Source organism: Silvanigrella paludirubra, assembly GCF_009208775.1.
In the GTDB taxonomy this organism is placed as follows: Bacteria; Bdellovibrionota_B; Oligoflexia; order Silvanigrellales; family Silvanigrellaceae; genus Silvanigrella; species Silvanigrella paludirubra.
The window spans coordinates 1-22,204 of record NZ_WFLM01000009.1 but is presented as its reverse complement, the minus strand read 5'-3'; the positions used below and the strand labels follow the sequence as shown (position 1 = coordinate 22,204).

Annotated in this window: 37 protein-coding genes; 12 read left to right on the top strand and 25 right to left on the bottom strand. The window is 27.5% G+C overall.

Annotation, left to right across the window (positions count from 1 at the left end; genetic code table 11):
- Positions 1-31: 31 nt before the first annotated feature.
- The 4 genes from GCL60_RS16840 to GCL60_RS16825 are packed head-to-tail and all read right to left on the bottom strand — an operon-like array spanning position 32 to position 3,205.
- Positions 32-877 (bottom strand): phage minor head protein, encoded by an 846-nt coding sequence (locus GCL60_RS16840; protein WP_153421848.1) that lies wholly within the window; start codon positions 875-877, stop codon positions 32-34.
- Positions 870-2,240, bottom strand: a complete 1,371-nt coding sequence (locus GCL60_RS16835) for a phage portal protein (RefSeq protein ID WP_153421847.1) — start codon at positions 2,238-2,240, stop codon at positions 870-872. The genes GCL60_RS16840 and GCL60_RS16835 overlap by 8 nt, the downstream gene beginning before the upstream one ends.
- Before the next feature lie 52 nt (positions 2,241-2,292).
- Positions 2,293-2,883, bottom strand: a complete 591-nt coding sequence (locus tag GCL60_RS16830; RefSeq protein WP_153421846.1) for an SLATT domain-containing protein — start codon at positions 2,881-2,883, stop codon at positions 2,293-2,295.
- 43 nt (positions 2,884-2,926) lie between these two features.
- Positions 2,927-3,205, bottom strand: a complete 279-nt coding sequence (locus GCL60_RS16825; RefSeq protein ID WP_153421845.1) for a hypothetical protein — start codon at positions 3,203-3,205, stop codon at positions 2,927-2,929.
- A gap of 113 nt (positions 3,206-3,318) precedes the next feature.
- On the opposite strand from GCL60_RS16825, the gene GCL60_RS16820 reads away from it, so the two are divergent.
- Positions 3,319-3,753 carry a helix-turn-helix domain-containing protein gene (locus GCL60_RS16820; RefSeq protein ID WP_153421844.1) on the top strand — a complete coding sequence of 145 codons (435 nt, stop codon included), beginning with the start codon at positions 3,319-3,321 and terminating at the stop codon, positions 3,751-3,753.
- Positions 3,754-3,901: 148 nt separating this feature from the next.
- On the opposite strand, the gene GCL60_RS16815 is transcribed toward GCL60_RS16820, so the two are convergent.
- Entirely contained in the window at positions 3,902-4,252 is a 351-nt protein-coding gene (locus GCL60_RS16815) for a DMT family protein (RefSeq protein WP_153421843.1), read from the bottom strand.
- A gap of 595 nt (positions 4,253-4,847) precedes the next feature.
- On the opposite strand from GCL60_RS16815, the gene GCL60_RS16810 reads away from it, so the two are divergent.
- Entirely contained in the window at positions 4,848-5,510 is a 663-nt protein-coding gene (locus GCL60_RS16810) for a hypothetical protein (RefSeq protein ID WP_153421842.1), read from the top strand.
- Here GCL60_RS16810 and GCL60_RS16805 read toward each other — a convergent pair.
- A complete protein-coding gene (locus tag GCL60_RS16805; RefSeq protein WP_153421841.1) occupies positions 5,503-6,042 on the bottom strand; it encodes a hypothetical protein in 540 nt (179 codons plus the stop codon). The genes GCL60_RS16810 and GCL60_RS16805 overlap by 8 nt on opposite strands.
- Entirely contained in the window at positions 6,011-6,430 is a 420-nt protein-coding gene (locus tag GCL60_RS16800; RefSeq protein WP_153421840.1) for a hypothetical protein, read from the bottom strand. The genes GCL60_RS16805 and GCL60_RS16800 overlap by 32 nt, the downstream gene beginning before the upstream one ends.
- Before the next feature lie 76 nt (positions 6,431-6,506).
- Here GCL60_RS16800 and GCL60_RS16795 point away from each other — a divergent pair, with 76 nt between their 5' ends.
- The 4 genes from GCL60_RS16795 (at position 6,507) to GCL60_RS16780 (ending at position 9,670) form a co-directional block, all read left to right on the top strand.
- On the top strand, positions 6,507-6,998 hold the full coding sequence (locus GCL60_RS16795; protein WP_153421839.1) for a helix-turn-helix domain-containing protein: 492 nt from the start codon (positions 6,507-6,509) through the stop codon (positions 6,996-6,998).
- Positions 6,988-8,397 (top strand): phage terminase large subunit, encoded by a 1,410-nt coding sequence (terL, locus tag GCL60_RS16790; RefSeq protein ID WP_153421838.1) that lies wholly within the window; start codon positions 6,988-6,990, stop codon positions 8,395-8,397. The genes GCL60_RS16795 and terL overlap by 11 nt, the downstream gene beginning before the upstream one ends.
- 153 nt (positions 8,398-8,550) lie before the next feature.
- Positions 8,551-9,345 carry a ParA family protein gene (locus GCL60_RS16785; protein ID WP_153421837.1) on the top strand — a complete coding sequence of 265 codons (795 nt, stop codon included), beginning with the start codon at positions 8,551-8,553 and terminating at the stop codon, positions 9,343-9,345.
- Position 9,346: 1 nt separating this feature from the next.
- Positions 9,347-9,670, top strand: coding sequence for a hypothetical protein (locus tag GCL60_RS16780; RefSeq protein WP_153421836.1), 324 nt, complete (start codon positions 9,347-9,349; stop codon positions 9,668-9,670).
- Between the two features lie 18 nt (positions 9,671-9,688).
- Here GCL60_RS16780 and GCL60_RS16775 read toward each other — a convergent pair whose 3' ends face one another.
- The 13 genes from GCL60_RS16775 to GCL60_RS16715 form a co-directional block, all read right to left on the bottom strand.
- Complete coding sequence (locus GCL60_RS16775; RefSeq protein WP_153421835.1) at positions 9,689-10,180, bottom strand: hypothetical protein; 492 nt, start codon at positions 10,178-10,180, stop codon at positions 9,689-9,691.
- Position 10,181: 1 nt separating this feature from the next.
- Entirely contained in the window at positions 10,182-10,589 is a 408-nt protein-coding gene (locus GCL60_RS16770; protein WP_153421834.1) for a hypothetical protein, read from the bottom strand.
- Positions 10,590-10,919: 330 nt separating this feature from the next.
- Positions 10,920-11,489, bottom strand: a complete 570-nt coding sequence (locus GCL60_RS16765; protein WP_153421833.1) for a hypothetical protein — start codon at positions 11,487-11,489, stop codon at positions 10,920-10,922.
- Positions 11,486-12,082, bottom strand: a complete 597-nt coding sequence (locus GCL60_RS16760) for a hypothetical protein (protein ID WP_153421832.1) — start codon at positions 12,080-12,082, stop codon at positions 11,486-11,488. The genes GCL60_RS16765 and GCL60_RS16760 overlap by 4 nt, the downstream gene beginning before the upstream one ends.
- Positions 12,079-12,315 carry a hypothetical protein gene (locus tag GCL60_RS16755; protein WP_153421831.1) on the bottom strand — a complete coding sequence of 79 codons (237 nt, stop codon included), beginning with the start codon at positions 12,313-12,315 and terminating at the stop codon, positions 12,079-12,081. Before GCL60_RS16755 ends, GCL60_RS16760 begins: the two co-directional genes overlap by 4 nt.
- 8 nt (positions 12,316-12,323) lie before the next feature.
- The gene (locus GCL60_RS16750) at positions 12,324-12,890 is read right to left on the bottom strand and encodes a hypothetical protein (protein WP_153421830.1); all 567 of its coding nucleotides are present in this window, start codon (positions 12,888-12,890) and stop codon (positions 12,324-12,326) included.
- Positions 12,890-13,321: a hypothetical protein gene (locus GCL60_RS16745; protein ID WP_153421829.1), complete on the bottom strand. Its 432-nt coding sequence runs from the start codon at positions 13,319-13,321 to the stop codon at positions 12,890-12,892. Before GCL60_RS16745 ends, GCL60_RS16750 begins: the two co-directional genes overlap by 1 nt.
- Positions 13,322-13,381: 60 nt before the next feature.
- Complete coding sequence (locus GCL60_RS16740; RefSeq protein ID WP_153421828.1) at positions 13,382-14,098, bottom strand: exonuclease domain-containing protein; 717 nt, start codon at positions 14,096-14,098, stop codon at positions 13,382-13,384.
- Between the two features lie 12 nt (positions 14,099-14,110).
- Positions 14,111-14,488, bottom strand: a complete 378-nt coding sequence (locus GCL60_RS16735) for a hypothetical protein (RefSeq protein WP_153421827.1) — start codon at positions 14,486-14,488, stop codon at positions 14,111-14,113.
- 7 nt (positions 14,489-14,495) lie between these two features.
- Entirely contained in the window at positions 14,496-15,206 is a 711-nt protein-coding gene (locus tag GCL60_RS16730; protein ID WP_153421826.1) for a hypothetical protein, read from the bottom strand.
- Positions 15,207-15,223: 17 nt separating this feature from the next.
- Positions 15,224-15,520: a hypothetical protein gene (locus GCL60_RS16725; protein ID WP_153421825.1), complete on the bottom strand. Its 297-nt coding sequence runs from the start codon at positions 15,518-15,520 to the stop codon at positions 15,224-15,226.
- Positions 15,521-15,523: 3 nt separating this feature from the next.
- A complete protein-coding gene (locus GCL60_RS16720) occupies positions 15,524-15,754 on the bottom strand; it encodes a hypothetical protein (RefSeq protein ID WP_153421824.1) in 231 nt (76 codons plus the stop codon).
- Positions 15,755-15,775: 21 nt separating this feature from the next.
- Positions 15,776-16,165: a hypothetical protein gene (locus tag GCL60_RS16715; protein ID WP_153421823.1), complete on the bottom strand. Its 390-nt coding sequence runs from the start codon at positions 16,163-16,165 to the stop codon at positions 15,776-15,778.
- A gap of 213 nt (positions 16,166-16,378) precedes the next feature.
- Here GCL60_RS16715 and GCL60_RS16710 point away from each other — a divergent pair, with 213 nt between their 5' ends.
- From GCL60_RS16710 to GCL60_RS16685, 6 genes are read left to right on the top strand one after another with little or no spacing between them, the layout of a single operon-like run.
- On the top strand, positions 16,379-16,780 hold the full coding sequence (locus tag GCL60_RS16710) for a hypothetical protein (RefSeq protein WP_153421822.1): 402 nt from the start codon (positions 16,379-16,381) through the stop codon (positions 16,778-16,780).
- Positions 16,781-16,825: 45 nt separating this feature from the next.
- Entirely contained in the window at positions 16,826-17,206 is a 381-nt protein-coding gene (locus GCL60_RS16705) for a hypothetical protein (RefSeq protein ID WP_153421821.1), read from the top strand.
- A gap of 53 nt (positions 17,207-17,259) precedes the next feature.
- On the top strand, positions 17,260-17,643 hold the full coding sequence (locus GCL60_RS16700; RefSeq protein ID WP_153421820.1) for a DUF6573 family protein: 384 nt from the start codon (positions 17,260-17,262) through the stop codon (positions 17,641-17,643).
- A gap of 40 nt (positions 17,644-17,683) precedes the next feature.
- Entirely contained in the window at positions 17,684-18,064 is a 381-nt protein-coding gene (locus GCL60_RS16695) for a hypothetical protein (RefSeq protein WP_153421819.1), read from the top strand.
- 17 nt (positions 18,065-18,081) lie between these two features.
- The gene (locus GCL60_RS16690) at positions 18,082-18,246 is read left to right on the top strand and encodes a hypothetical protein (RefSeq protein WP_153421818.1); all 165 of its coding nucleotides are present in this window, start codon (positions 18,082-18,084) and stop codon (positions 18,244-18,246) included.
- 51 nt (positions 18,247-18,297) lie between these two features.
- Positions 18,298-19,185, top strand: a complete 888-nt coding sequence (locus GCL60_RS16685; protein ID WP_153421817.1) for a DUF7986 domain-containing protein — start codon at positions 18,298-18,300, stop codon at positions 19,183-19,185.
- Here GCL60_RS16685 and GCL60_RS16680 read toward each other — a convergent pair.
- From GCL60_RS16680 to GCL60_RS16660, 5 genes are all read right to left on the bottom strand, one after another.
- Entirely contained in the window at positions 19,182-19,517 is a 336-nt protein-coding gene (locus GCL60_RS16680) for a hypothetical protein (protein WP_153421816.1), read from the bottom strand. The genes GCL60_RS16685 and GCL60_RS16680 overlap by 4 nt on opposite strands.
- A 62-nt stretch (positions 19,518-19,579) precedes the next feature.
- The gene (locus tag GCL60_RS16675; RefSeq protein ID WP_153421815.1) at positions 19,580-20,587 is read right to left on the bottom strand and encodes a hypothetical protein; all 1,008 of its coding nucleotides are present in this window, start codon (positions 20,585-20,587) and stop codon (positions 19,580-19,582) included.
- A 52-nt stretch (positions 20,588-20,639) separates the two neighbouring features.
- Complete coding sequence (locus GCL60_RS16670) at positions 20,640-21,191, bottom strand: helix-turn-helix domain-containing protein (protein ID WP_153421814.1); 552 nt, start codon at positions 21,189-21,191, stop codon at positions 20,640-20,642.
- A 22-nt stretch (positions 21,192-21,213) separates the two neighbouring features.
- Positions 21,214-21,486: a hypothetical protein gene (locus tag GCL60_RS16665; protein WP_153421813.1), complete on the bottom strand. Its 273-nt coding sequence runs from the start codon at positions 21,484-21,486 to the stop codon at positions 21,214-21,216.
- 103 nt (positions 21,487-21,589) lie between these two features.
- The gene (locus tag GCL60_RS16660; RefSeq protein WP_153421812.1) at positions 21,590-21,886 is read right to left on the bottom strand and encodes a hypothetical protein; all 297 of its coding nucleotides are present in this window, start codon (positions 21,884-21,886) and stop codon (positions 21,590-21,592) included.
- Between the last annotated feature and the right edge of the window lie 318 nt (positions 21,887-22,204).

Here is a 22,204-nt window from a genome sequence, read left to right as displayed (position 1 = left end):
TTTAAAAATTATTCAGAGGAGAACGGACTGTCTAAATTAATTTATGACTTACTATTGGGCGAGCTACACATCTACAACAATTTTCAGAGCCTGGAAAGACAGAAATACCGTTTAATTTCGGAAGGTTAGACCAAGAACATAGCTTACCTTCTAATGCTCTGTGAGTAGGTCTTACCTTATCGTCTCTGCATGTAGACCAAATAAAATTATCCATCCCAATTTCTGCATGCAAAATTTTTGTTAAAAGCCCATCAAGACCTGAAACTTGATCACGGGCAAAAAAAGCAATTGAAGATTCAAATTTTAATTGATTTTCAATCACTTGTTTTTTAAAAAATTCTTTTCCTTTTTCTTCCTTTTCAAACATTGAATAAATAGATATTTTACTGTTTTGAACACATTGAATTAAATTACTATTCAATTTTGTGATGTTTTTCTCAACCCATAAATTAATTGATATTTTTAAATTTTCTTGACTATAAAATGGTTTTAATTTAAATATTTTTTCCATTTGATTTGATAACTTAGTTTTAGAATAAATTAATATTTTTTGAGAAAATTTACTAATTAAAGATTTTAAGATTTTATAACTGAAATAAATTCCGATACCTTTCAAAATATTATTAAAAAAAATCTCTATATCACTCTTATCTTCTTCATTATCTTCTGAATCTAAATTTAAAGAATATTTATCATTCCAAATGTCATATTTTAAAAGTAAATCACTTCTAAATTTTTTAAAAAACGGCTTTGCTAAATTTAAAATTTCATTTTGAAATTGACGTTCTAAAGATATTGGTGGCTCAGCTTGAATTCTGACTTTTAAATTTGGTTTTGAATTTAAAAGAGCATATTCAATAAATTGAATGCTATTCATTTTCTGACTCGTTGTTTTCTTTGTCTTCTGGAATCTCAGAAGTTAATTTATTTGCTTTTCTTATCTTCTTATCAAGAATAATTCTATTTCCAAATTTAAGTCCACTAAACCTAGATTGTGCTACTTCATGGGGATCTATAGTCTGATTAGTAATATAAAGATTGTCAGCTTGCGCATATTTAAGATAAACATCTGCTTCTTTAAGTGGGTCTTGCTGATAAAGAGAATTGAATTCAATCTGGATTTCCTGCTCTTTATCTTGGCATAAATACTGTTTTAAGAATTCGCCAATAGTTTCCAATTTAGGTTGTAGATATTGTTCTTGAATGTGAGATACAATATCGTACCATTCTGTTTGTTCTGTGCGTCCGCTAGTGTTTCCTTGGCTGCCTTCACCTAATAATTTTGTGTGAGGCATTTTTGCTACAGCAACAAGTCTTTCTGTCACTTTATTTAATAGTTCAGGAATTCCAGCGAATGATAAAGCTTTCCTATCAAAATCTTCACCTTCTCCTAAAACTAATGCCCGAAAATTTGAACGCATATCATCCATGACTTCAATTCTTTTTTTAACTAATTCTTCATTACTAGAAGCTATTGCGTCCATAAATGACGGAATTTTATAAATCCCTTGCCATATTTCAGGAAAAGCGGCCGCAATACTTTCATGCGCAATATTATAGTTTTTTAGAGCTGGATAAATTGAAGTTAGAATGCTTTCATGAAAAAACCCTTTACTTTTAAAACTCTCATAATCTAAAATATCTCCATCAAAAACAATACATCTTGAGGCGTGAAATTTTTCAACTGTGTTGTTTTTTTCTTTAAAATTATTTGAATAATTAAATTTATAAAACAAAGGTCTACCAAAGTTTGATGACTCTAAATTCTCATCAATTCCTTCTGCCTGTATTTGATGTTTATTAAAAGGAAGTATCCACTTTATACCTTTTATTCTATCTATTTCTAATTCATCAACTAATGTAAGCCCATCTTCAAATCCAAACAAGAGAACTGATCCACCATATTTTCTTGCATCTTTCCAAGCGGTCTCAATTTTATTTCTTAAAAGCAAGCGTTTAAATTCATGGTTTAGTTTTTCAGATTCTTTTTTTCTTTTTAAAACAAAATTAAAGCCTTCTCTTAAAGAATCCTCAACTGGTTCGTTCACTATTTTTTTTGCAAGGCTATCTGTTTTATAAAGTATATCAGAATAAGATTTACTAACTGAGAAATCAGTTAACATAATTGAAGTTCTTTTATCTTTAAAAGAATTTAAACCTCTTTTAACATCTTGCCAGCCATCTAAATTTGTAATTGTTTGTTTATTTTTTGTTTGAGCTTTAACTAGAGCTTTTTTCATAAATCCCCCCTAGAGATAAGTTAAGAGGATAGATACGGACTGTCTAAAAGTATTATCTGAATATATAAATTATTATTAAAGGGCTTATTAATATAAAAACATATAATAAATATGTTATTATTTTTAAAGAGTAGTAATATATTTTATCATATATATTAAGGCTAAATGGAATATTATTTGAATTTCTATTAAATAAAATTCTTGCTTTTATATTATCTAAATCATGATGATTATCAAAATTTTCTAAAATTAAATGATATTTTTTTTCAATATCATTTAAACTTTTTTCTTCAAAATCAATTCTCATCAATTTATCTAATTTTAAATAGCATTTTCTAAAATTCTCTGATCTAACTTCAAAATTACTATTCCATATTATTAAAGATACAATAATTAATAATAAAGAATAAAAAATAACAGCTAAATTTAAAACATCATTAGAATGAACGTCTTTCTTATAAATTAACATAAATATAGTTATAAATATATTCATTATAGAAATAAAACCAACTCCAAAATTTAACCAAAAAGAATAAAATTTCAATCTCTTTTCAGCAATCATTCTAGCCCTTTTTGTTATATCAATTCTTCCTTTTAAATTTATCCTTGCTTGATTCTCTATATTATCAAAATTATTACACATACGAATAACTCCAAATATGCACGGTAATAATTTAAAAAATACTTTATTTTTTTCCTACGCTTAGATGGGCTGCAATCTCATTTTCAAAATCAATTACCTGTAATGACAAATTCCTATATACTTCTGATGCTATAGGAAAATCAAGTTCATATTTTGCTTTAATTAAATCAATATTTTTTCTTGCTGCTGAGAGTAAAACAAAAGAGGCTTCCAATTCGTTATTTAAATAATTACTTACCTCTGCTATTTTATTTACATATCCTTCAAATTCTTTTTTTACATTTTCAATTTCTGATTCTGTTACTAAAATTTGATCATCCATTTTTCACCTCGTGAAATCATAATTGCAAAAATTTAAATCAATTTCCATTTTAAAAAATTTTAATTTGCTTTGCCGTCAATTGACTGCTAAAAAAATTAGAATTGGAGGTAAAGATGAATTTAGAAGGAAGCTTTGGATTTGGTAGCGAGGTATGGAGCGCTAAGATTCAGCTTATTGATTTAATCGAGCTCGGAAAAACAGAGGAAGATCTATTTTTAAGATTGAATAAAAGACTTTTGCAGCTTTTAAAGGGAATTTCTAAAGGTGAAGCTTCAGATGATGATTTTAAAATCGAAATAATTTCTAATAATAAATTCACAGTTAAATTTTTCAATTCAAAACATGTTACTTCTTTAATATTTAAAAATATTCGTGAGTCTGAAAGACTATCACAGGCTAAAGTTGCGATTGATCTTTGTTGCGAAAGAACTTCTTATTCTCAATACGAAGAAGGAAAGCGAGAACCTTCGCTAACAAAATTTTCTGAAATTCTTGATGCAATGGGTTTTGAGTGGCATTTAAATATCCAAAAAAAGAAAATTGCATAATAAATAAACAAAATCATTTTAAAGCGTTTTAAGGTACCTAAAAATTTTCTCATGACAGTTAGTATCTAAAAATTGAATTCATAGCTTTAAAATTAATTTATAGGCTTCAAAGGTAACGGGAAAGTTTTACCCAGATTTAAAAATCTCATCAATTTTTAAATGGTCCAAAAAAAGCAAAATAGACAGCGGCAAAAATACAAAGGAAACTTAAAAAATAATTTAATGTAAACTTTTCTTTTAAATAAAAAGTTGAAAAGAAGAAAAATGCACATAATGTGAACATTTCAGCAATAATTCTTAATTGTGCGGCAGACATAACTTTATGACCAATTCTATTAGCTGGAACTTGTAATAAATACTCAAAAAATGCAATTCCCCAAGAGATTAAAATAACAATCCACAGTGGACTATTCACAAATTTGAGATGTCCATACCATGCAACAATCATGATAGATGAGCTTGCACAAAGTAGAAATATTGTAATGAGATATGTAAACATTTTTAACCTTATTTTCAAATTAATATCTACAATAATAGCTTTTATTCTATTTAATAACAACAAGAAATAATTTTATTTTTTTCAATGAACTTGCAATTTGCGAAGCAAATGCAAGTTATGTGGCGGCTATGAATTTACAGATATTAAGAAAATCAAAGAGCCGTCACAAGCTGCGCAGATTTTGCCTTTGGTTTTAAAACGTCGAGATCGTATGCTTTTTATTTTGGCAAGAAAGATCGAGCATAGTATAACATACATACATACTATTGCTGAGATTTCATACATACGAGAGAAAAACTTCTGCTTTGTGCTAACGCGGTGCTAACGCAGTGCTAACGCGGTGCTAACATACTTATAAACTAGTATTTCTTGGTATTTTAATAAGTTATATTGTTTAGTGCTAACGCGGTGCTAACAAACTGTTACTTTACAGTTAGCACCGCGTTAGCACCGCTTTTTTTAGCGTTAGCACAAAGTGCTAACGTAGTTAGTTGATAGTCAGAGACTATACTGCTAACATTTGACATAAAATTGTCATAATGCAATAATTACACAGTAAATAAACAACTAACAGGGATTGAAAGGTTGGAATTTTATGGATGAACAAATTTTTGAATCTGAAGAGTTGAGTTCTAAAAATAGCAACAAAAAAGAAAAAAAGGATAGAAAATTTAAAACATATCAAAATTTATTGATGTATCTAAAGAGAAAAAAGATTGAAAACTCAGGAAAAGTTGCAACATTTTTACTTGACACTTATGTAAATTCACCTCTTGAAAAAAGAGACGGTGAATTTGTCTTGATATTTAAGCATGATTTAGAACTAGCTGGAATTTTAGATAAAAAAGAAAAGTTTGAAGATTGGCGAGATTTAATGATTAAACGTGGAATATTAAATTGGCGCGTAAGACCTAATGACTATCAATTTATAAATAATAAAAATTATTTTGCTCCAAGTGAGTCATTGACTACATATATTAATAAAGAAAAAATATCATCATCAACTGTAGCAACAATGGATGATGTTGGTAAATTAAAATCTGAAGTTGATGAATTAAAGATAGCTCTTAAAGAGACAAATAGAAAAATTGAAAAAGTTGCTGAATTTGTTTTGCATCAAAACCCACCAGATACTCCAGAGCGTAAACAAATTGTTGTTGATAATATAGATGATTTACCTAAAGCTTTAGAGCTACTCGCTCAACAAAGAAAACAAATTGATAAAAATATTCAAGAAACTGGGAAGATGTTCAATTGACATTATTTTCAATTATATCTTTGTTGAAGTTTGTGCAATTATCTTTCAAATTTAGCTTATCAAAAATATTGTAATCATTTTCATCTATTACTTTTAAATCTGAATAGTATTTATTAAATAATTTCCATGACGTATTAAATGATTCATTACATTTACTATATAATTCTTTACTTGCTGAAAACACTTTTGCACTTTCTATGTATGCCCATAATAAAGATTTTAGTTTTAAAACTGTTTCGTATTGCGTATCGCTAATCACGCAATTATTTTTCTTATTTTCAATAATAGAATACATAATTTCTTTATTATATGATTCTATATTATTTTGTAAAATTGGAGATATTTCAATTACTTTTTTTGTTCTATCAAAGTTATTAGTTATAATTGAAAAGTATATTCCAAAAAAAAGAGATAAAACAGATATTATAATTGGTGTATATTCCCTTATATATTTACATATACATCTATGATATTTATTATATCTTGGTTTTTTGAATAATTTAGTCACATTTTTTTTGCGGACATTTTTCACAACATGCACATCCTAGTATAAAATATTTTTTAGTATTTTTATCCATTACTATGTATTTATCAGTTGTTTTTAATTTATTATTTAAATCTTCTTCTAAAGCTAAAAATTTATGCTTTAGTCCATCACAGTTAATTAAGTTACAGTTAATTAATTCGCTATTCTCAGAAAGAATCATAAATTCATTAATTTTAATTTTATCTATAATAACTATCTTATATTTATTTTTATTATTTAGTATATTTATTAGTTCTTTTTTGGTGAATGAATTATTTTTATTATTAAAACCTGTACTACAACCTTTTTCACATCTTTCGCAAGCTGATTCATTTGGAAAGCATGTATTATTTATAAAAAGAATTAAAATTATAAAAAATTTTATGAGATTCAAAAAAATAAACTCCAATATTTAATTTAGACAGTCCGTTATCTTCTTTTTAATAATATTTTAAGGGGGATTAGTTGTAATGAAGAAAATTATACCGTCTGTCAAAAATTCAAATAAATCTAAACAAATTAAAAATCCTAAGGGCGCAGGCCGAAAAAAATTATTCCAAGATAAATATCACAACGAAATAATTGACTCAATGAAGAAAGGGCAAAGCCTTTCTTTTTTTGCTTCAAAAATCGGAGTGAGTAAACAAACTGTTTATAACTGGATTAATGAAATTCAAAACTTTAAAGAGTCGTTTGAAATAGCACAAACTGCATGCCAAGCATTTTGGGAAACATTGGCCTTAAATAATGCTGTAACAGCAAAAGGAAATGGTAATCAAATACAATATCAAATGAGTAAAAGGTTTCGTGATGATTATGGTGATTCTTCTCAGATAAACATATTCAATTCTAATAATCAAAATAATACAAAAGCAATAGAAGAAATGACAAGGGAAGAGTTAGATATATATTATGAAAAACTTTTAAAAGAACACCAAAAAGCAGAGAAAAATGACAAGTAGTATTCAAGAAAAAATTAAAATTCTTGAATTACTCAATCAAATAAAGAAACGTAAAAATGAACAGGATGATTTTTTAAACTTCTGTCAAAAAAGTTTTTCAGATTATATTCCTGGTTGGGTACATGTTGATATATGCAGAAGATTAGAGAAATTTGCTCAAGATGTTATTGATAAAAAATCCCCTCGATTAATGATGTTCATGCCACCACGACATGGAAAATCATTTCATTTTAGTGAAAGATTTCCTGCATGGTTTTTGGGTAAGTATCCTAAAGGCGAATATATTTCTACTTCATATGGTCAAACACTTTCAGAAGAATTTTCAGGAAAATGCAGGGACTTAATCAAAGAAGATTGGATCAAAGAAATATTTCCAAAATTTGATTTAAAAAAAGATTGTAAGTCATTGCAAAAATGGAAAACAACTTACGGCGGTTCATTCATTGCTGGTAGTGTGGATTCTGGAATTACTGGAAAAGGCGGTCATATTATCTCTATTGATGACCCTCATAAAAATGGACAAGAAGCCCTCTCCGATACAATGCGTAATAAAGTAATTAACTGGTACAAATCCACAGTTTATACTAGACGCTACAAAGGTGCTGGAATTTTAATAATCCAAACCCGTTGGCATGAAGATGATTTGAGCGGTTATTTATTAAGAACAGAACCTCATAAATGGCAAGTTGTTTGCTATCCAGCTATAGCAACAGAAAACGAAATAAACAGAAAAAGAGGAGAGGCTTTATTTCCTGAGCTTTATGACTTAGAAGCGCTTCAGGACATTAAAGAGACAATTGGCGATTATAATTGGAACGCTCAATATCAACAGGACCCATTGCCTGCTAGTGGTACTTTGTTTAAAAGAGAAGATTGGCGTTACTACGATCAACCATTTACTTTTTACGACCGCATTATTCAAACTTGGGATTTTTCTTTCAAAGGCTCAGAGGATAATGATTTTACAGTCGGGCAAGTTTGGGGCAAAAAAGGTGTTAACCTTTATTTATTGGATCAAGTTCGTGGTCATTGGGACTTCCCACAACAAATAGAACAAGTAAAATTATTATCAAATAAATATCCGTTAGCACATGCTAAATATATAGAAGATAAAGCAAATGGTAGTGCTGTTATTTCAATGCTAAAAAATAAAATTTCAGGCTTAATTCCATTCAATCCTAAAACCGAAAAATTCAACAGAGGTTTAGTTGTTCAACCTTTGCAACAAGCTGGAAATATTTATTTACCGAACCCTAAATTGTTCCCTTGGGTTCCTGAATATGTGAGTGAAATGAGTAAATTTCCAAAAGCTAAATATGATGATCAGTTTGATTGCACCGCTTTAGCAGTAATACAATTAAGTAATGACGGATTAGAGAGATTAAAAGCTCTTTTGTAAAAACAAATATAAAAGTGTTTCACAAATTCGTACGCACGAACATTCATAAAAACGAACGTTCTACAATTCTAAAAATCTCACTGCCAAAAATTTAATCAAACTAAGTTAACAAAATATTTTATGAGAGTAATATAATTATGGAGGTAAAACACCATGACAAGAACAATTGCAATCGTGAACGAAAAGGGCGGTGTAGGAAAGACTACAACTATAATTGAACTCGCGTACCAACTTGGAAATTCTGGTAAAAGCGTGCTCGTTGTTGATTTAGACTCACAGGAAAATGCAAGCAAAATGCTTTTAGGTAAGAGTATGAGTGAAGTAACAGACGAGGAAACTAAAACTATTTTTGATGCTTTTTTAGATGTTAAAAATAAGGTTCAATTGGATGAAATAATTAAACCAGCCATTGAAGCATGGCAAAATACGCTTGTACTTCCTTCTGATTGTAGACTCGCAACTATCAGTGATCACTTGCACAGCCGACTGAATAAAGAACATATTTTAAAAAGTATACTTGCAAAAATAAAAGATAATTTTGATTATATTTTAATTGATTTATCTCCATTAATGAATGTTCTAACTATTAATGCTCTTGTTGCGGCTGATTATTATTTGGTTCCTACAGATTTAAGCGTGTACTCACAAAAAGGGATGCGCACGATTCATGAAGTTGCTCAGATGATAAAAGAAAGTGGTAACAATCCCGATTTACAACTTCTAGGCGTGTTTGTTACTTCATTTCAAAAGGGCGGGTCCAATGCTGTACGCGCTCTACTCGATGAATTAGAAGAAGAGTACAAAGAAAAATTTCTAACCGTGAAAGTTCCGGACTCTGTAAAAGTAATTGAAAGTCAGCGCCAAAAAACTCCCGTAGGTTTATTCGCTCCTGATTCTAACGTTGCGGTAGCATATAAAGAGTTGTCCAATATAGTAGAAGGAGTCTAAAATGAGCATCGCGCCATCAACAAATAAAAGGTTACAAGAATCACTTAAAATTAAAGCAACACCAACAGATGAGCCACAACCCCAAATAGTAGGAGCTTCCGCTACCGTAACAGAAGAGCCAAAAAATAATTCTGCTAGCGTAAATTCTTTTGTTGACGAACTAAGAGAACTAAAAAAGAAACAAAAAAAAGCACGCCTAGAACCTGTAATGACTCATTTAAGACCTGATGTTAATGAAGCTCTTGAAAATTTAGTTGAACAAACGGGACTAACTAAAAGTAAGGTTGTTGCTCAGATTATAATGAAGACTTTGGGGATTAAATAAGTTAGTTAATAAAGTATTTTAAATTGATTTAATAGTAGTAATTAAAAAAATAAGAGCACTAATTATCATAATAAGAGAAATAATGAATTTTAAAAAAAACAAAATTGGCAGAAATATCTCATAAATAAAAACAGATATACAATCTAATTCAAATATTTTCTCAGTATCATCATTTTCTTTTTTATAGTCAAATATTTTATATTGACTTGAGCTATCTTTTTTATATAGTTTTTTATCAATATGAATAATATTAGCTAATATAAAATTAAGCAATGAAGATACGGTATATTGAAAAATATCAATTAATATAAAAGTTATACAACATATTAATAGTATTTTTATCTGAGTATTAGAAAGCAAAATATTGCTACCAATTTTAAATTCTTCCTTACTACTTATAATTATTGATGCAATAAATGAGTAACTAAAATAACGAAGTGCTTCTGTTAAATTTGATGATTGTGCTCCATATCTGTTTTGTATTCCTTGATAATTAATCCAATTTTTCATATTACTTTCTTTTATTTTTTACATTTTGAGGATTATTTGGATCAGTTCCTTTAGAAACGTTTTGTTGAGTATTAGAATCTGTTCCTAAATTAATCCTACTTCTTATTTTTTTTAACTTATCTGACTTATTAGAACGACCACGTTTCTTTACGGTTTTTGCTCCTACTTTCTTTGGGCGACCACGTTTTGCTGTTTTTTTCTTTCCTCCGGCTTTTTTTGCTACCTTCTTTTTCACTGCTTTCTTTGTTGTTTTTTTAGCTGTTTTTCTTTTAGTTACTTTCTTCTTAACGGTCTTTTTAGCAGCTACTTTCTTTTTCTTTGCTCCTGCTTTTTTTGTAGTTATTTTTCTAGTAGATTTTCTTGCACTGGTCTTCTTGGTAGAAGCTTTTCTGGCTTTTTTTACAACCATTAAAATACCCTTTCAAATTAAGGTAAAGAAACAAAACTATATATTGACTTTTTGAAAAACTGATTGACATACTATTTATAATAAATTATTAAATACATGTCCATACTTATAAAAATAAATTTCTAAAATTTAATAGAGGTCTAAATGAAGAAACAAATAAAAATGATTTTGATTTTATCAGGCATGTTTGCAACTACGGTATTCTTTAAAAATAATCCTTGTAAATGGAGGTGGATAAGTCCAAATCTTTGTACGATTTATGATCTTCCTAAAGATCCGCCTTATTTTCCTCGACACAATTATTAATCAGTTTCACCATTCTATAAAAAATTATCTTTTGTTGAAATATATTCTCTCAACCATATAACGAATTTGTTCAAAATTATTTTCATTATTTAGTTTAGCAATTCTCTCATAACATCTTTTCGATCTTAAAATATTGTTTTGAAGGATTGCAAAGTATTGTGATTTATTAAGATCTTTATGTTCCTCGCAATAAAATTTATAATAATCATCATGGCAATAATCTGTAGGAATATTACAAATTTCACATCTAAAAAGAGGAGTGAAAGCATGAAAAGAAAATAAATTGCATTTACGACAAATTCCAGTACCTCTAAAATAATCTTGACGTTCAAATTCATGATTTTTACAATTCAAATAATTTAAGAATATCTTATAAGCTTTTCTTTCTGCTTTTTCTAATGTTTTTTCATGGGGACTTATAAAGTAAGAATCAGGATTTTTGGAATACACTTCTAAATAATATTTATCGAACGAGTATTTATCTAATTCTTTGTCGTATTTTTCTGTACTTTGAGGTATTAAAAATGTTCCATTAGGCCATGAACTAATTTTAGATGAATAGCGGTAATGATTGTCAAAAATGAATGCGCTCATTTTTCTATACTCACACTATCAGCTATAGCATGCATTACATTTTTTAAGCTTTCTTTAAATTTTTCCCTTTCAAATTTGCTTTCTTTTATTTTTTTCATTTTCTCTTTAAATAACTCTAATTCTTTTTTTTCATTTAAATACTTTTCATCTTTATTTTCAAATGCATGATCTTCACAGTAATAGTTCTTAATGCTGTCATAGCAAAAATTTGTAGGTTGTTTGCAAATAATGCATAAAGTAGAAGGCAAAAAAGCTTCAGATTTAAATAGATTACAATGTTTGCAATAACCTACGCCAGTTGTATAATTTCTGCGTTCAAATTCATGCTCAATGCAGTTAACATATTCTTGAAATTTTTTGTATCCAAGTTTCTCCGCTTCTTCTAATGTTTTAGCTGAAGGGCTGCAAAAATAAGAATCCGGATTTTTTGAATATATTTCAAAATAGTAATCATTAATTATATAATCATCTTTTTCTTTATCATAAATACTTGTTTTATGATCTTCATGTGGAACAATAGAAGTTCCTTCTGGCCAAGTGTCTATTTTTGATTCATAATCAAAATAATAATTATAAGCGATTTTTGCTTTCATATTAACCTTAAACCCAAATCACTATCTGCGTAAGTCAAAAATATTTGTTTTTTAGATTTTTCAATTACGTTTTTCTTTGACCATTTAGCTCTGCCTTTTCTTCTCTGAACAAAGCAGTGGTAAATACCATCTATAAGTTCAACAAAATATCTTGTTTCATAAGTAACTTTCTCAATCACTTTTTTTACTATTGCAGACAATCCAAATAAATCAAGTTGTACTAAGTTAGTCATATATACTCCTAATTTAAATACCTGTTGATATCTTCTTTATCATTTTCAGTTATTTCTACTTCATTAATTATATCATCAACTTTTACATTAACCCAAAGATGATAAGATTTATATTCATTTGTTAACAAATTTATGACCATAAAGTCTAATTCTTCGTCTGATAATACATCTCTTTCATTAAAAGAATCCGCAAAATCTTTTGCTGCTGTATCAAAGTTTTCTGATTCAAATGCGTTATCAAAATTAAATTTAGCATCATCATCCGACATGATAAGGAATTTATTTATGGGATTTTGATTTTTAAAATTTTCAGTCATAAAATTAATATCTGATTCTGTTAATTCTTGTTCTTCTGCTTCTGATGTGACTTCAATTTTTCTAATATGATTATATTTTTTAACTTTTTTGGATTCAATATTTTTAACATAATAATAAAAATAACCATCATCATAAAAATCATCATGACTATAATTGTCGTCAATATTTTGTATTAATGATTTAACTGCATCTAACCCTGATGAACAATCAGTTTTTATATCATAATCACCTTCTAAATTTATTGCCCTGAATTTCATTATTTTTCTTCCTTTAATTTGTTTTTTGCTTCCTCAATATCTTCTTTAGGAAGTTCTTTAAATTGAGAAGTTAAATAATACGCAAAATAATAACCCTCAATCAATTCCGTTCCTGCTGGTTCTATTCCTCTCTTACGCAAAACAATTTTTAAATTTCTATCTGAAATTCCTAATTTATCAGCAATATCTTTGGCTAAATATTTTCCCTTTGGAAGCTTTAATAACTCTACAAACCAAGCAGGAGCTTTTTTGCCAGATTTTAATTTAGGTCTATTAACCCTACGCTTAGCTAGCTCTTTTTCTCTTTCTTCTGGTGTTCTGTTGGCACGGTATTGTCTTTTTTTATACGCACGCCACTCTTCACTACTCATAGAAAGCATTTGATGTTCCGTTAGTTCTTTTATTTTGCGGTTTTTTTTCTTCAAAATCATTTTCATTCCTAGTTATAATAAAATCATGTCTCAGTTATAAATGAAAACATCTTAATTTTATTAAGCTATTTTGACATCAAATCCAAATGAGCTAATTATATTATTTATTTCATTCTCATTAGCAGCTCGAATATTCTTCCACCAAGTTTTATCTTGAGGGTTCCAACGAAAACCAGCTTTTTTTACATCCTCTTTCATATCAAACGGAGCTAATGAAATTATTTTAACTTCTGGCTTTTTTTTGTTTTCGATTGCACTAATAATTTGCGATTCAATATTTGGTACTTTAAATAATATTTGAGCGAGCATCGTAACATCTGATAACGCACGATGAGCGCCGCCAGAATCGACGCTATAAGCCTCTGCAAGCGTGCTTAGTTTTTTATTTTCAGTTTGAATGTCATAATTTATGTCGCGATATGAACAAATCCACGCTAAAGGTAGATTATTTATGCCACTCAAAACAATCCCCTTAGCTTCCACAAAAGCTTTATCAAATTCTGCATTGTGAGCGACAATGCAAATACTTTGTTCAGCCATTATTTTAATAGAATTAAATGGATCATCAAAAGCGTTCTTAACTCCATCTAACATTAATTGAGTAATTCCCGTTATTTTTTCTGAGTCCTCATTTGTCAGCGCATAAATTAACCCTGATCTTTGGCATTCAATTCTTTTATGATTTAAATCAACAAGAATTGCAGCTACTTCAATTATGGAGTCTTTTTTTGGATCTAAACCAGTTGTCTCAGTGTCAAGAATTAAAATTTTATTCATAAATATTTACCTTTAAAAAGCTGTATCCGCTAATTTATTTTTGATTAATAAAGCTTTGTCACCTAAATTCATGTGTCCGCATTTGTTGCATACAAAAACCCAAGAAGAAGTTGGAAAGAGGTTTTTATTTATTAATTCATAATCATGCAGAGAACAATTTATAAAGTCATTATATTTATTCCAAGCAAAATCTTCGCATTGTTCAAAACTTTCACCTTCTGTAAATATAATAGTTTCAGGTTTCTTAATATAAAGATCAAAACAAAAATTTATTTTGTTATTATTTTCATCAGTATCATACATAGGTTTTAAAACCGTATGATCAGGCCATGGATATTTTAAATCGTAGTCACATTTGTAATGAGTATTTTTATTGATATAAGCTTTCATTTAAACCTCAATAATTGTTATTAGAGTTGACTATTACTTGAGTATTCATATAAATATTTTTATCATGGTCTAAATTTATTTCTTTATATTCTTTATATAATTTGCAAAACTTAAATAAAGCGGCAGCAATAAAATAACAATGGCTTGTATAGTCTTTAAAACTAGAAGTTTCTAAATCACTTTCATCTAAATCAACAACAAGTCTTTGATAAAATTCTTCTTCGCTAATATCTGGTAAATCATCTTTTAGAGATAGTATTTTATTAATTTTGTCTTCACATTCTTTTATGACTATATTTTCCTTTACAAAAAAAGAATTATCATCATAAAAATCCATATCCTCGTCTGATTCTTTTTTGTCTTGTATAGATTTTTTTAAATCATTTTCTTGCTCATCAAGAAAAGACAATGCTTTTTCATGCGAAAACTCAAACACTGCTGATTTAAATTCAGAAGGAACTTTACTCATCAAATATTGAATATGCTTTTTATCGGTAGATAATAACCATTTTAATGAGTCATAGTCGGAAACATGAAAAGCTAAATTACCGATATCTCCATAAATTGTTATGTGATATGGAGCAAAAATAACCCTAAACCAGTAGGCAGAATTGTTTTTTCGTGCGCAAAAAAATGATTTAATTATTTCATTTTCTGTGTCAATTTTTAGAATATGTTCATTAAAATATTCTTTGAAATTTATAAGCTCTTTAGTCATATTATCGCTTTCTTTGATTAAATTTCAGATATACTTGAAAAACTAGAATCCTCTGGCAATTCATCATTCTCAACCTTTGAATAATAAATTTTCTTTGCTTCTTTTTCTGACTTAGCATTGATATAAATTTCTGATTCTTCTTCATCATTGTTATGGATATATGTTATTTGATACAGTTTTATTATTCCGCATTTACAAAATTCTTCAGCAAAATAAGGCATTCCACAACATTCTTTATTAAGCAAGTCATCGAAACCTTTGCAGCAAGTAAAAACTTCAACATGTCCTGAGTTATTGCATTCTGAACAATTCATATTTTAACTCGCTTTCTTTGTTGTGTTTAAATCTGTCAATGTATACTCAATATCTTTCGCATCTTCTTTATCATCGTGGTCAAAATATGCGACAGTTTTATTTAATTTGTTTTGGCCAACCTTAATAGAATAAACTTTGTGGTCGCCAAAAGTATCATTAAATATCCAAAATTCTTTATTCCCGTGCTCTTCTTTTATTATCTCTAAAAGCTCTATTATCTCGGAAATTTTCATATTAAAATACCTCAAAATATATTATTGATTTACTAATTTTCTTTGGCATTGTATTAGATTATCTAATTGATAAATTAAATCTTCCCTAGTGTAGTTTGAATATTTATCAGTGAGTTTGATTGGATTCTTTCTTTTGATTATACCAATTATATTTATACAACTACCATTTTCTTCTTCAATATGATTGCCATTTGAATAGTATAATTGATTATTAGATTTTAATTTAGAATTAATATAACCAGTTACTTTTTTATCAAATGTTATATCTAAAAATGTTTTATTTTTAATTGTATCAAACTCAACTTTTTTAACTTTTCTTATTTGGCCGTCAGAAAGCAAAACTTCATCTTTTGGGTTTAGTTTTAATAAATTTATCTTTTGAAATGGTAAAATATTTAATGACTTTGTCATATCGGTTCTCCCTATGGGAAAGTTTATTTATGGACGCCTATCGTTCCACAAATAAATATTTACATGTAATTAAAATTTTGTCAAATAAAATTAGAAAATTAATTGTTAAAAAAATTTCAAAATTAAATTGACAAATTTTTTTAACAGGTGTAAACAATTAATTGTGAGACAAAACGACTCACAATTAACTCATTCCCATAGGGAGTATCGAAAATGAAATACCAAAGATATTTATCTTACCCAAGTTTTTTTGATTTAGCTTGTAAATTATCCTCGAAAGAAATTAATATTTCACCAAATGACTATATATATTCAGAAGCTGCTTACATTGATAAAAATGATGGTCTTGAACAATTAATCTTTTTATCTAAAGAACTAAAATATATTCATTTATTTAATGAGATTTATGATTCTAATGACGAGGTAGCTGTAGACTTCATTGGTAAATTTAAAATTGATGTTGTTGTTTATGACGAATCAAGCGATTTTGAAAATGAACTACATTTTCACTGCGGCGATCAAGTTTTTGACTTTTATAATATTGATGATTTGTTTGATTTAGAATTAAGAGAAAAGCTTTTTAATTCAGTTCAAGGCGCTCAAAAAGCCGCATAAATAGCGGCAAATAAATACACTTCTAAAATATAAAAAGGATACATCATGAGCGTGATAGCATTTAATATGAGTTTTTACTTTACTGCAACAGCATTACTAATTCAGGATGATGATGAATTTAGATTGCCTTGCATTAAGTTAGTTAATCAATTAGCAGAAAGCAACTGGAGCGCTTATTCAGAAAGATATAATGAAAACATGAGTATTCATATAGAAGAGCTTAATAAAGAATTGATTTCATTAAATTCAGGGAATGGTTACAAACAATATTTAAAACCTGATTTAATTGATAGATTCTTAAAAGAATTACGTATGTTTGAATATAACTCGGATGAAAACCCAAGAATTTATAAAACATTATATTCGTTATATAATAAAGCTCTAAGAAAAAAAGAATATTGGGAAAATTCTAAGAATATCCTATAATCCGCATAAATTGCGGCTAACAATAATAAGTTTAAAACTAAAGGAATAATATAATGTCAAATCAAAATGCTAAAGTTATTTTTGAGTACACAATTGAGAATGCCGTTGAAGATGGATGTCTTTTTAATTTATCAAGAGAATTTAAAAATGAAGTATGCGAATTAGGAATTAGTGTCCCCGTGTATTGCTCAAAATATGTTTATGAAAATTACATAAATCTAACTGAATGCGCAAAAAAAATGTTAAATGATATAAAAGGTAGAGCTTGGGATATTCTTTTCATGGCAGGGTTTATGATGAATAAAGCAGTTAAAAATGGCTATTCACATTTTGTATTTTATTGTGTTGTTGATGAAATGAAAGCAAAAGAGATAACAGCAGTTTTAAAATTTGATGGTTATAATTTTTTTATTTTAAAAGATTTATCTGAGGACTAATAAAAAATGCTCATTAATATGCGCTAATATGGGGTATAAAATGAAATCATTAAGCAAACATTTGAATGAGAATAATATCAAATATGAAAGCTTTATAATAAACTTATTTTTATATAAAGAAGGGTATTTAAAAGGCGAGCCTAAAAATTGGGAATTAACTAATAAATCTTATCAAATAAGCAAATTCAACGATAAAGGGTATATTGTTTGGGATGACAAAATTGCCATAATTATTAAAAAAATAATTAATAAATATAAAATCATATTTGATAAATTAAACACTAAAATGAAATATCAAACAAGAGACCAAATTAGTGATTATATAATCAATAAACTCAATCTAATTGATCTTGATTTAATGAATAGAGAGATAGAAAATTTTGATATGATAGAATATTATGAAAATTATGGCGACAGATAATTAAAATGAGGTGTTTTATGGAAGCAAAAAAAGAATATAAGTCTGGCTATAAAGTAGTATTTGATACCTTAAATGAAGGCATAAAAAACGAGGAAATAGATAAAAAATTGTACAATAATATGTTTGAGCATGTTGAAATGGCTATGGATTATTGTAAAAAATATGATAGGAGAAAAGATTGAAATTAATTTAAATATATGTAAGTTTCCCTTTCTTATAGGGAGGCTTTTTTTATGGCTAAGAAAACATCAAGAAAAAATAATTTAAATGAATTATATACAGCTCTGGATTTGATGATGACAGGCAACCATTCTTCGGTTGCTGGTAGCGATTTTTTAATGAGTCGCAAAACAAATCCAAATTATGGCTATATTGATCCTGATGATATTAACGACTATAATCAAGATTTTATAGATACAATCATTAAATTAAAACCAATAAATAAAGTTGAAGTTCCTAAAAATTTAGAATTATTATCAAATCAATATACTGATAAAAGAAAAATTATAGAAAAATTTGACCATGCTAACTACGACAATGCTATGGCAAGCGGAATTGAAGCGGCAAAAGAATTAGGTAATTACAACGAATTTAGTAATAAAATAGTTCTCTTAAATGATTCTGAGATGAACATATTTTTTGATTATATTGCATTGTACAGAGAACTAGATGACAAAAGAGCAATCATAAATTGGTATTTAAAAAATCCTAATTTAATAAATGATGAAAATAAAGAATTAATAAAAGCATACGAGCAGGCTAGTTTTGCATTATTAAGGCTTGATAATAATTTAGATCATGGGGCTATTAAAGTAACTGATATAATTTCTCAAAATGAATATATATTAATAGATAAGGCACTAAATCGTTCTAAAAAAGAAGGGTTACTTTATGCTTGTTCAATTTTAAATTTAAATGATTATGTTATTTCTAGCGGTGGCGGTCTTCCTTTAGACCCAAAATCTACAGGTGGAAAAACAGTTTTGTCTATTCTCTCAAAATATTTAGATAAAATAAGAAACACTAATGATTGTTTTAGCCCTGATGTTAGGGAATGTGTAAGAAAAATGTATGGCCTAGCTTTACGTGGTGGTGCGCTGCATGGGATGACAATAGGCTAATTCAAAACCACACCACTTATTTTAGTCTTATTTTTCATAAAATAAGACTCTTTTGCTATATATCCCTTACTAATAATATAGCTCTTAATTTCTTCATTAAGATAAATTGAAAGAATTTTAATAAACTCTTTACTCCGATATTTAACGTCGTCTATATTATAGTGTTTTAGAAAAAGAATGATTTCTTCAACGCTTATAGTATCGAGAGCTTCATATATTTGGCTTTCCATAGCGTCGTTTATGGTAATATCAACGTATTTTTTCATTTGACGAAGCACATCTGTAAAGTCATATCTATTTAAATCTTCAATATCTATCATATATAATCTCAAATACTAGAAAAATAACCTCTAAAAATAAGGATTAACACTCTCTAATTTGAAAATCAATAGATTTATATTTGTGCAATATTACTAGATAATTCTATATTTTTAGAAGATTGTCTTGTTCTTATCTGAGGTTCTATGAATATTATTTTGTGGTTTTGTCTATTTTGTCCACATGGTTGAAGTCTAAAATGCCCTATTACAGACCATTGATCTTGTGTATAAATTGGTAATTTATTCCATGAATATCCTACATTATAGTAGGAAATTAAAGAATCATTAATATTATTAATTGTTGTAGCTCTGTCTCTTTCTTTTCTAGTATCATTTTTAGGAACTTCAGTCTTAATTTCTCTTAAATCAACATTTGAACTTTGAATATAAATAATTAATTTAATTATTTTCTTAGCTAATTCTAAGTTTATATTTTGATCTTCATTATTATTAGATAAAATATTATTAATTTTAAAGATACTTTCCAGACTAAAATTTACATCTGTCTCTCTAAAAAAATGATACATATTACCATAATTTTTATTGATATCTTTTAATGTGAATCGGTATATATTTTTTCTCACGCCATTATTAAGTATAGTCATTTTAGAAACATATATTAAATTATAATTATATTTATTATTATTATGTTCTAAATTATAAATATCTTTAGCATAAATACAAAATGAATCGTTATTTAATGATATTTTATTACTTAAAATATAGTCCTCAATATTTAATGGATAGTTTAAAAAATCATTTAAAAAATCATCATTAAATTTATACATTAAGCAACCATTTTGTAAAAACATTAAATAATTATTTATAATAAAACGTCTTTGGATATATGTATATTCAGAATCTTGAATTGGATCAAAGCCTATATTTTTTATTATTTCAAATTTATTATTTTCATATATATCTGAAATCTTATGCAATTTTGAAATTAAATTATCATTATTATTTGTAATTAAATTACTATAATCTAATTCTTTTGCTTTAAAAATATTTAAATCTTTATTAATTAATGATTCTATTTCAAAATCAAAAAGCTTTAAAAAATTTTTACAAAAATTACCCATTATCAACCTCGGTCAAAATCATAATAATAAATAAATTGGAATAATTATTTATTTAAGAGGCATTTTCTTCCGAAATATTGTAATTTAAACTTAAATTTTTACTGTCACATTCAATTAAATAATTTATAACCTGTTTTTTAATTAGAAAATCTTCTAACAAAAAATTGTACCAAGTTCTAATATTTGCGTCTATTTTAGTACCAGCATAAATAGCCCTATCACCCCATCTAGTGATTAATATTTCGTTTTTAAAATGTTCTAGTTTACAAAATTCTGCGTTTGCTCTTCTTTTTTCAGATTCTTTTAAAATATCTTTCGTAATTTTTTCAGCTATATCAGTTATAAGTAAAATTTTCTCTTTATCAAATTTATGTTCACTAAATAATTTATTTATTTCTAAATAAGTTTCAAATTCATCTTTATAATCATCAAAATTTTGATTAGTTTTTATACAAAATAATTCCATGTTTTGAATACTAGGGGTGCGTGACCCTTCTTCCCATCGCTCCCAAGTCCTTTTCTCAACATCCAATATATTAGCGGCTTTTTCTTGCGTTAAATTTGCATTTTTACGAATTAATTTTACTAGGTTTGTCATTTCCATTTTAATATTCCTTTTTTAAAATTTATACAAAATTAAACATGGATTTATGAGTAGAAATTGAAACGCGCGAGCCTTTGGGAAATTCTATCACATTTAAATTTAATCTTTCTGCATATTTTAAAGCCTCTTCTTCTTGGCTTGGATCAAAAACTTTTATTGTTTCTATCCTTGCGTTCCATTCTCCTGGTTCGCCTGAATCATTAAAAGAAGTCGTTTCTTCAATGTAAACAATGTAATTAAATTCGTCATTAAAATCATTATAATATATGCCATTTTTTGATATAAAATCTGTCATTTTAAAATCCCTTATTGCATTTAGTTAGTAGTTTGTTTAAAGTTGCGATTGCTGTTCTCAGCAGCAATCACCCGAAGCTAGCCCCCATTTGCATGGGGGTTTTTTAGTTCATCTCTTCTTTTTGTTTTTTCATATCAAAGCAAAATTCTTCAATTAATTTTTTTAATTTGTCTGGCATTCCTTCTTTTCTGGCCTCAAATTCTTCTTCTGATTCGTTACTTAATTGGTCGTAATATGGCAAACATTCATACAAAATAGAAACTGATTCGTTAAAAATTTGCTCTGGGGTTTTATTTAAACCATCATCAATCATTTCGCGCCATGCATCATGCGCATTAATAATATTAAAAAGCTCTTCGTGGCGATTTAAATCAAAAGCAGAATAATTTAAATTAGTCATTGCATGATCTCCTAAAAATGAGCTTAAATGCTCTATGAAGTTCCAACCCTGGAATCTTCATAAGATATTTATACCGTCCAATGGTCGGCTTGTCAAATCCTCGGTCAATATTTTTTAATAATTTTAGTTTCTTAACTGCAAGTTCAATAATTTTAAATAAGGTAACTATATAGGTACTGATAAACACAAATTCCATTAGAGCAACAATTTAAAAATTTTCCCTAACCTCAAAGCTCAGAAATTGTTTATAAACGAGCGAAATTAACGCCTAAAAATTAAGCACAATAACAATCACTTATGATAACTATCATTATGGTG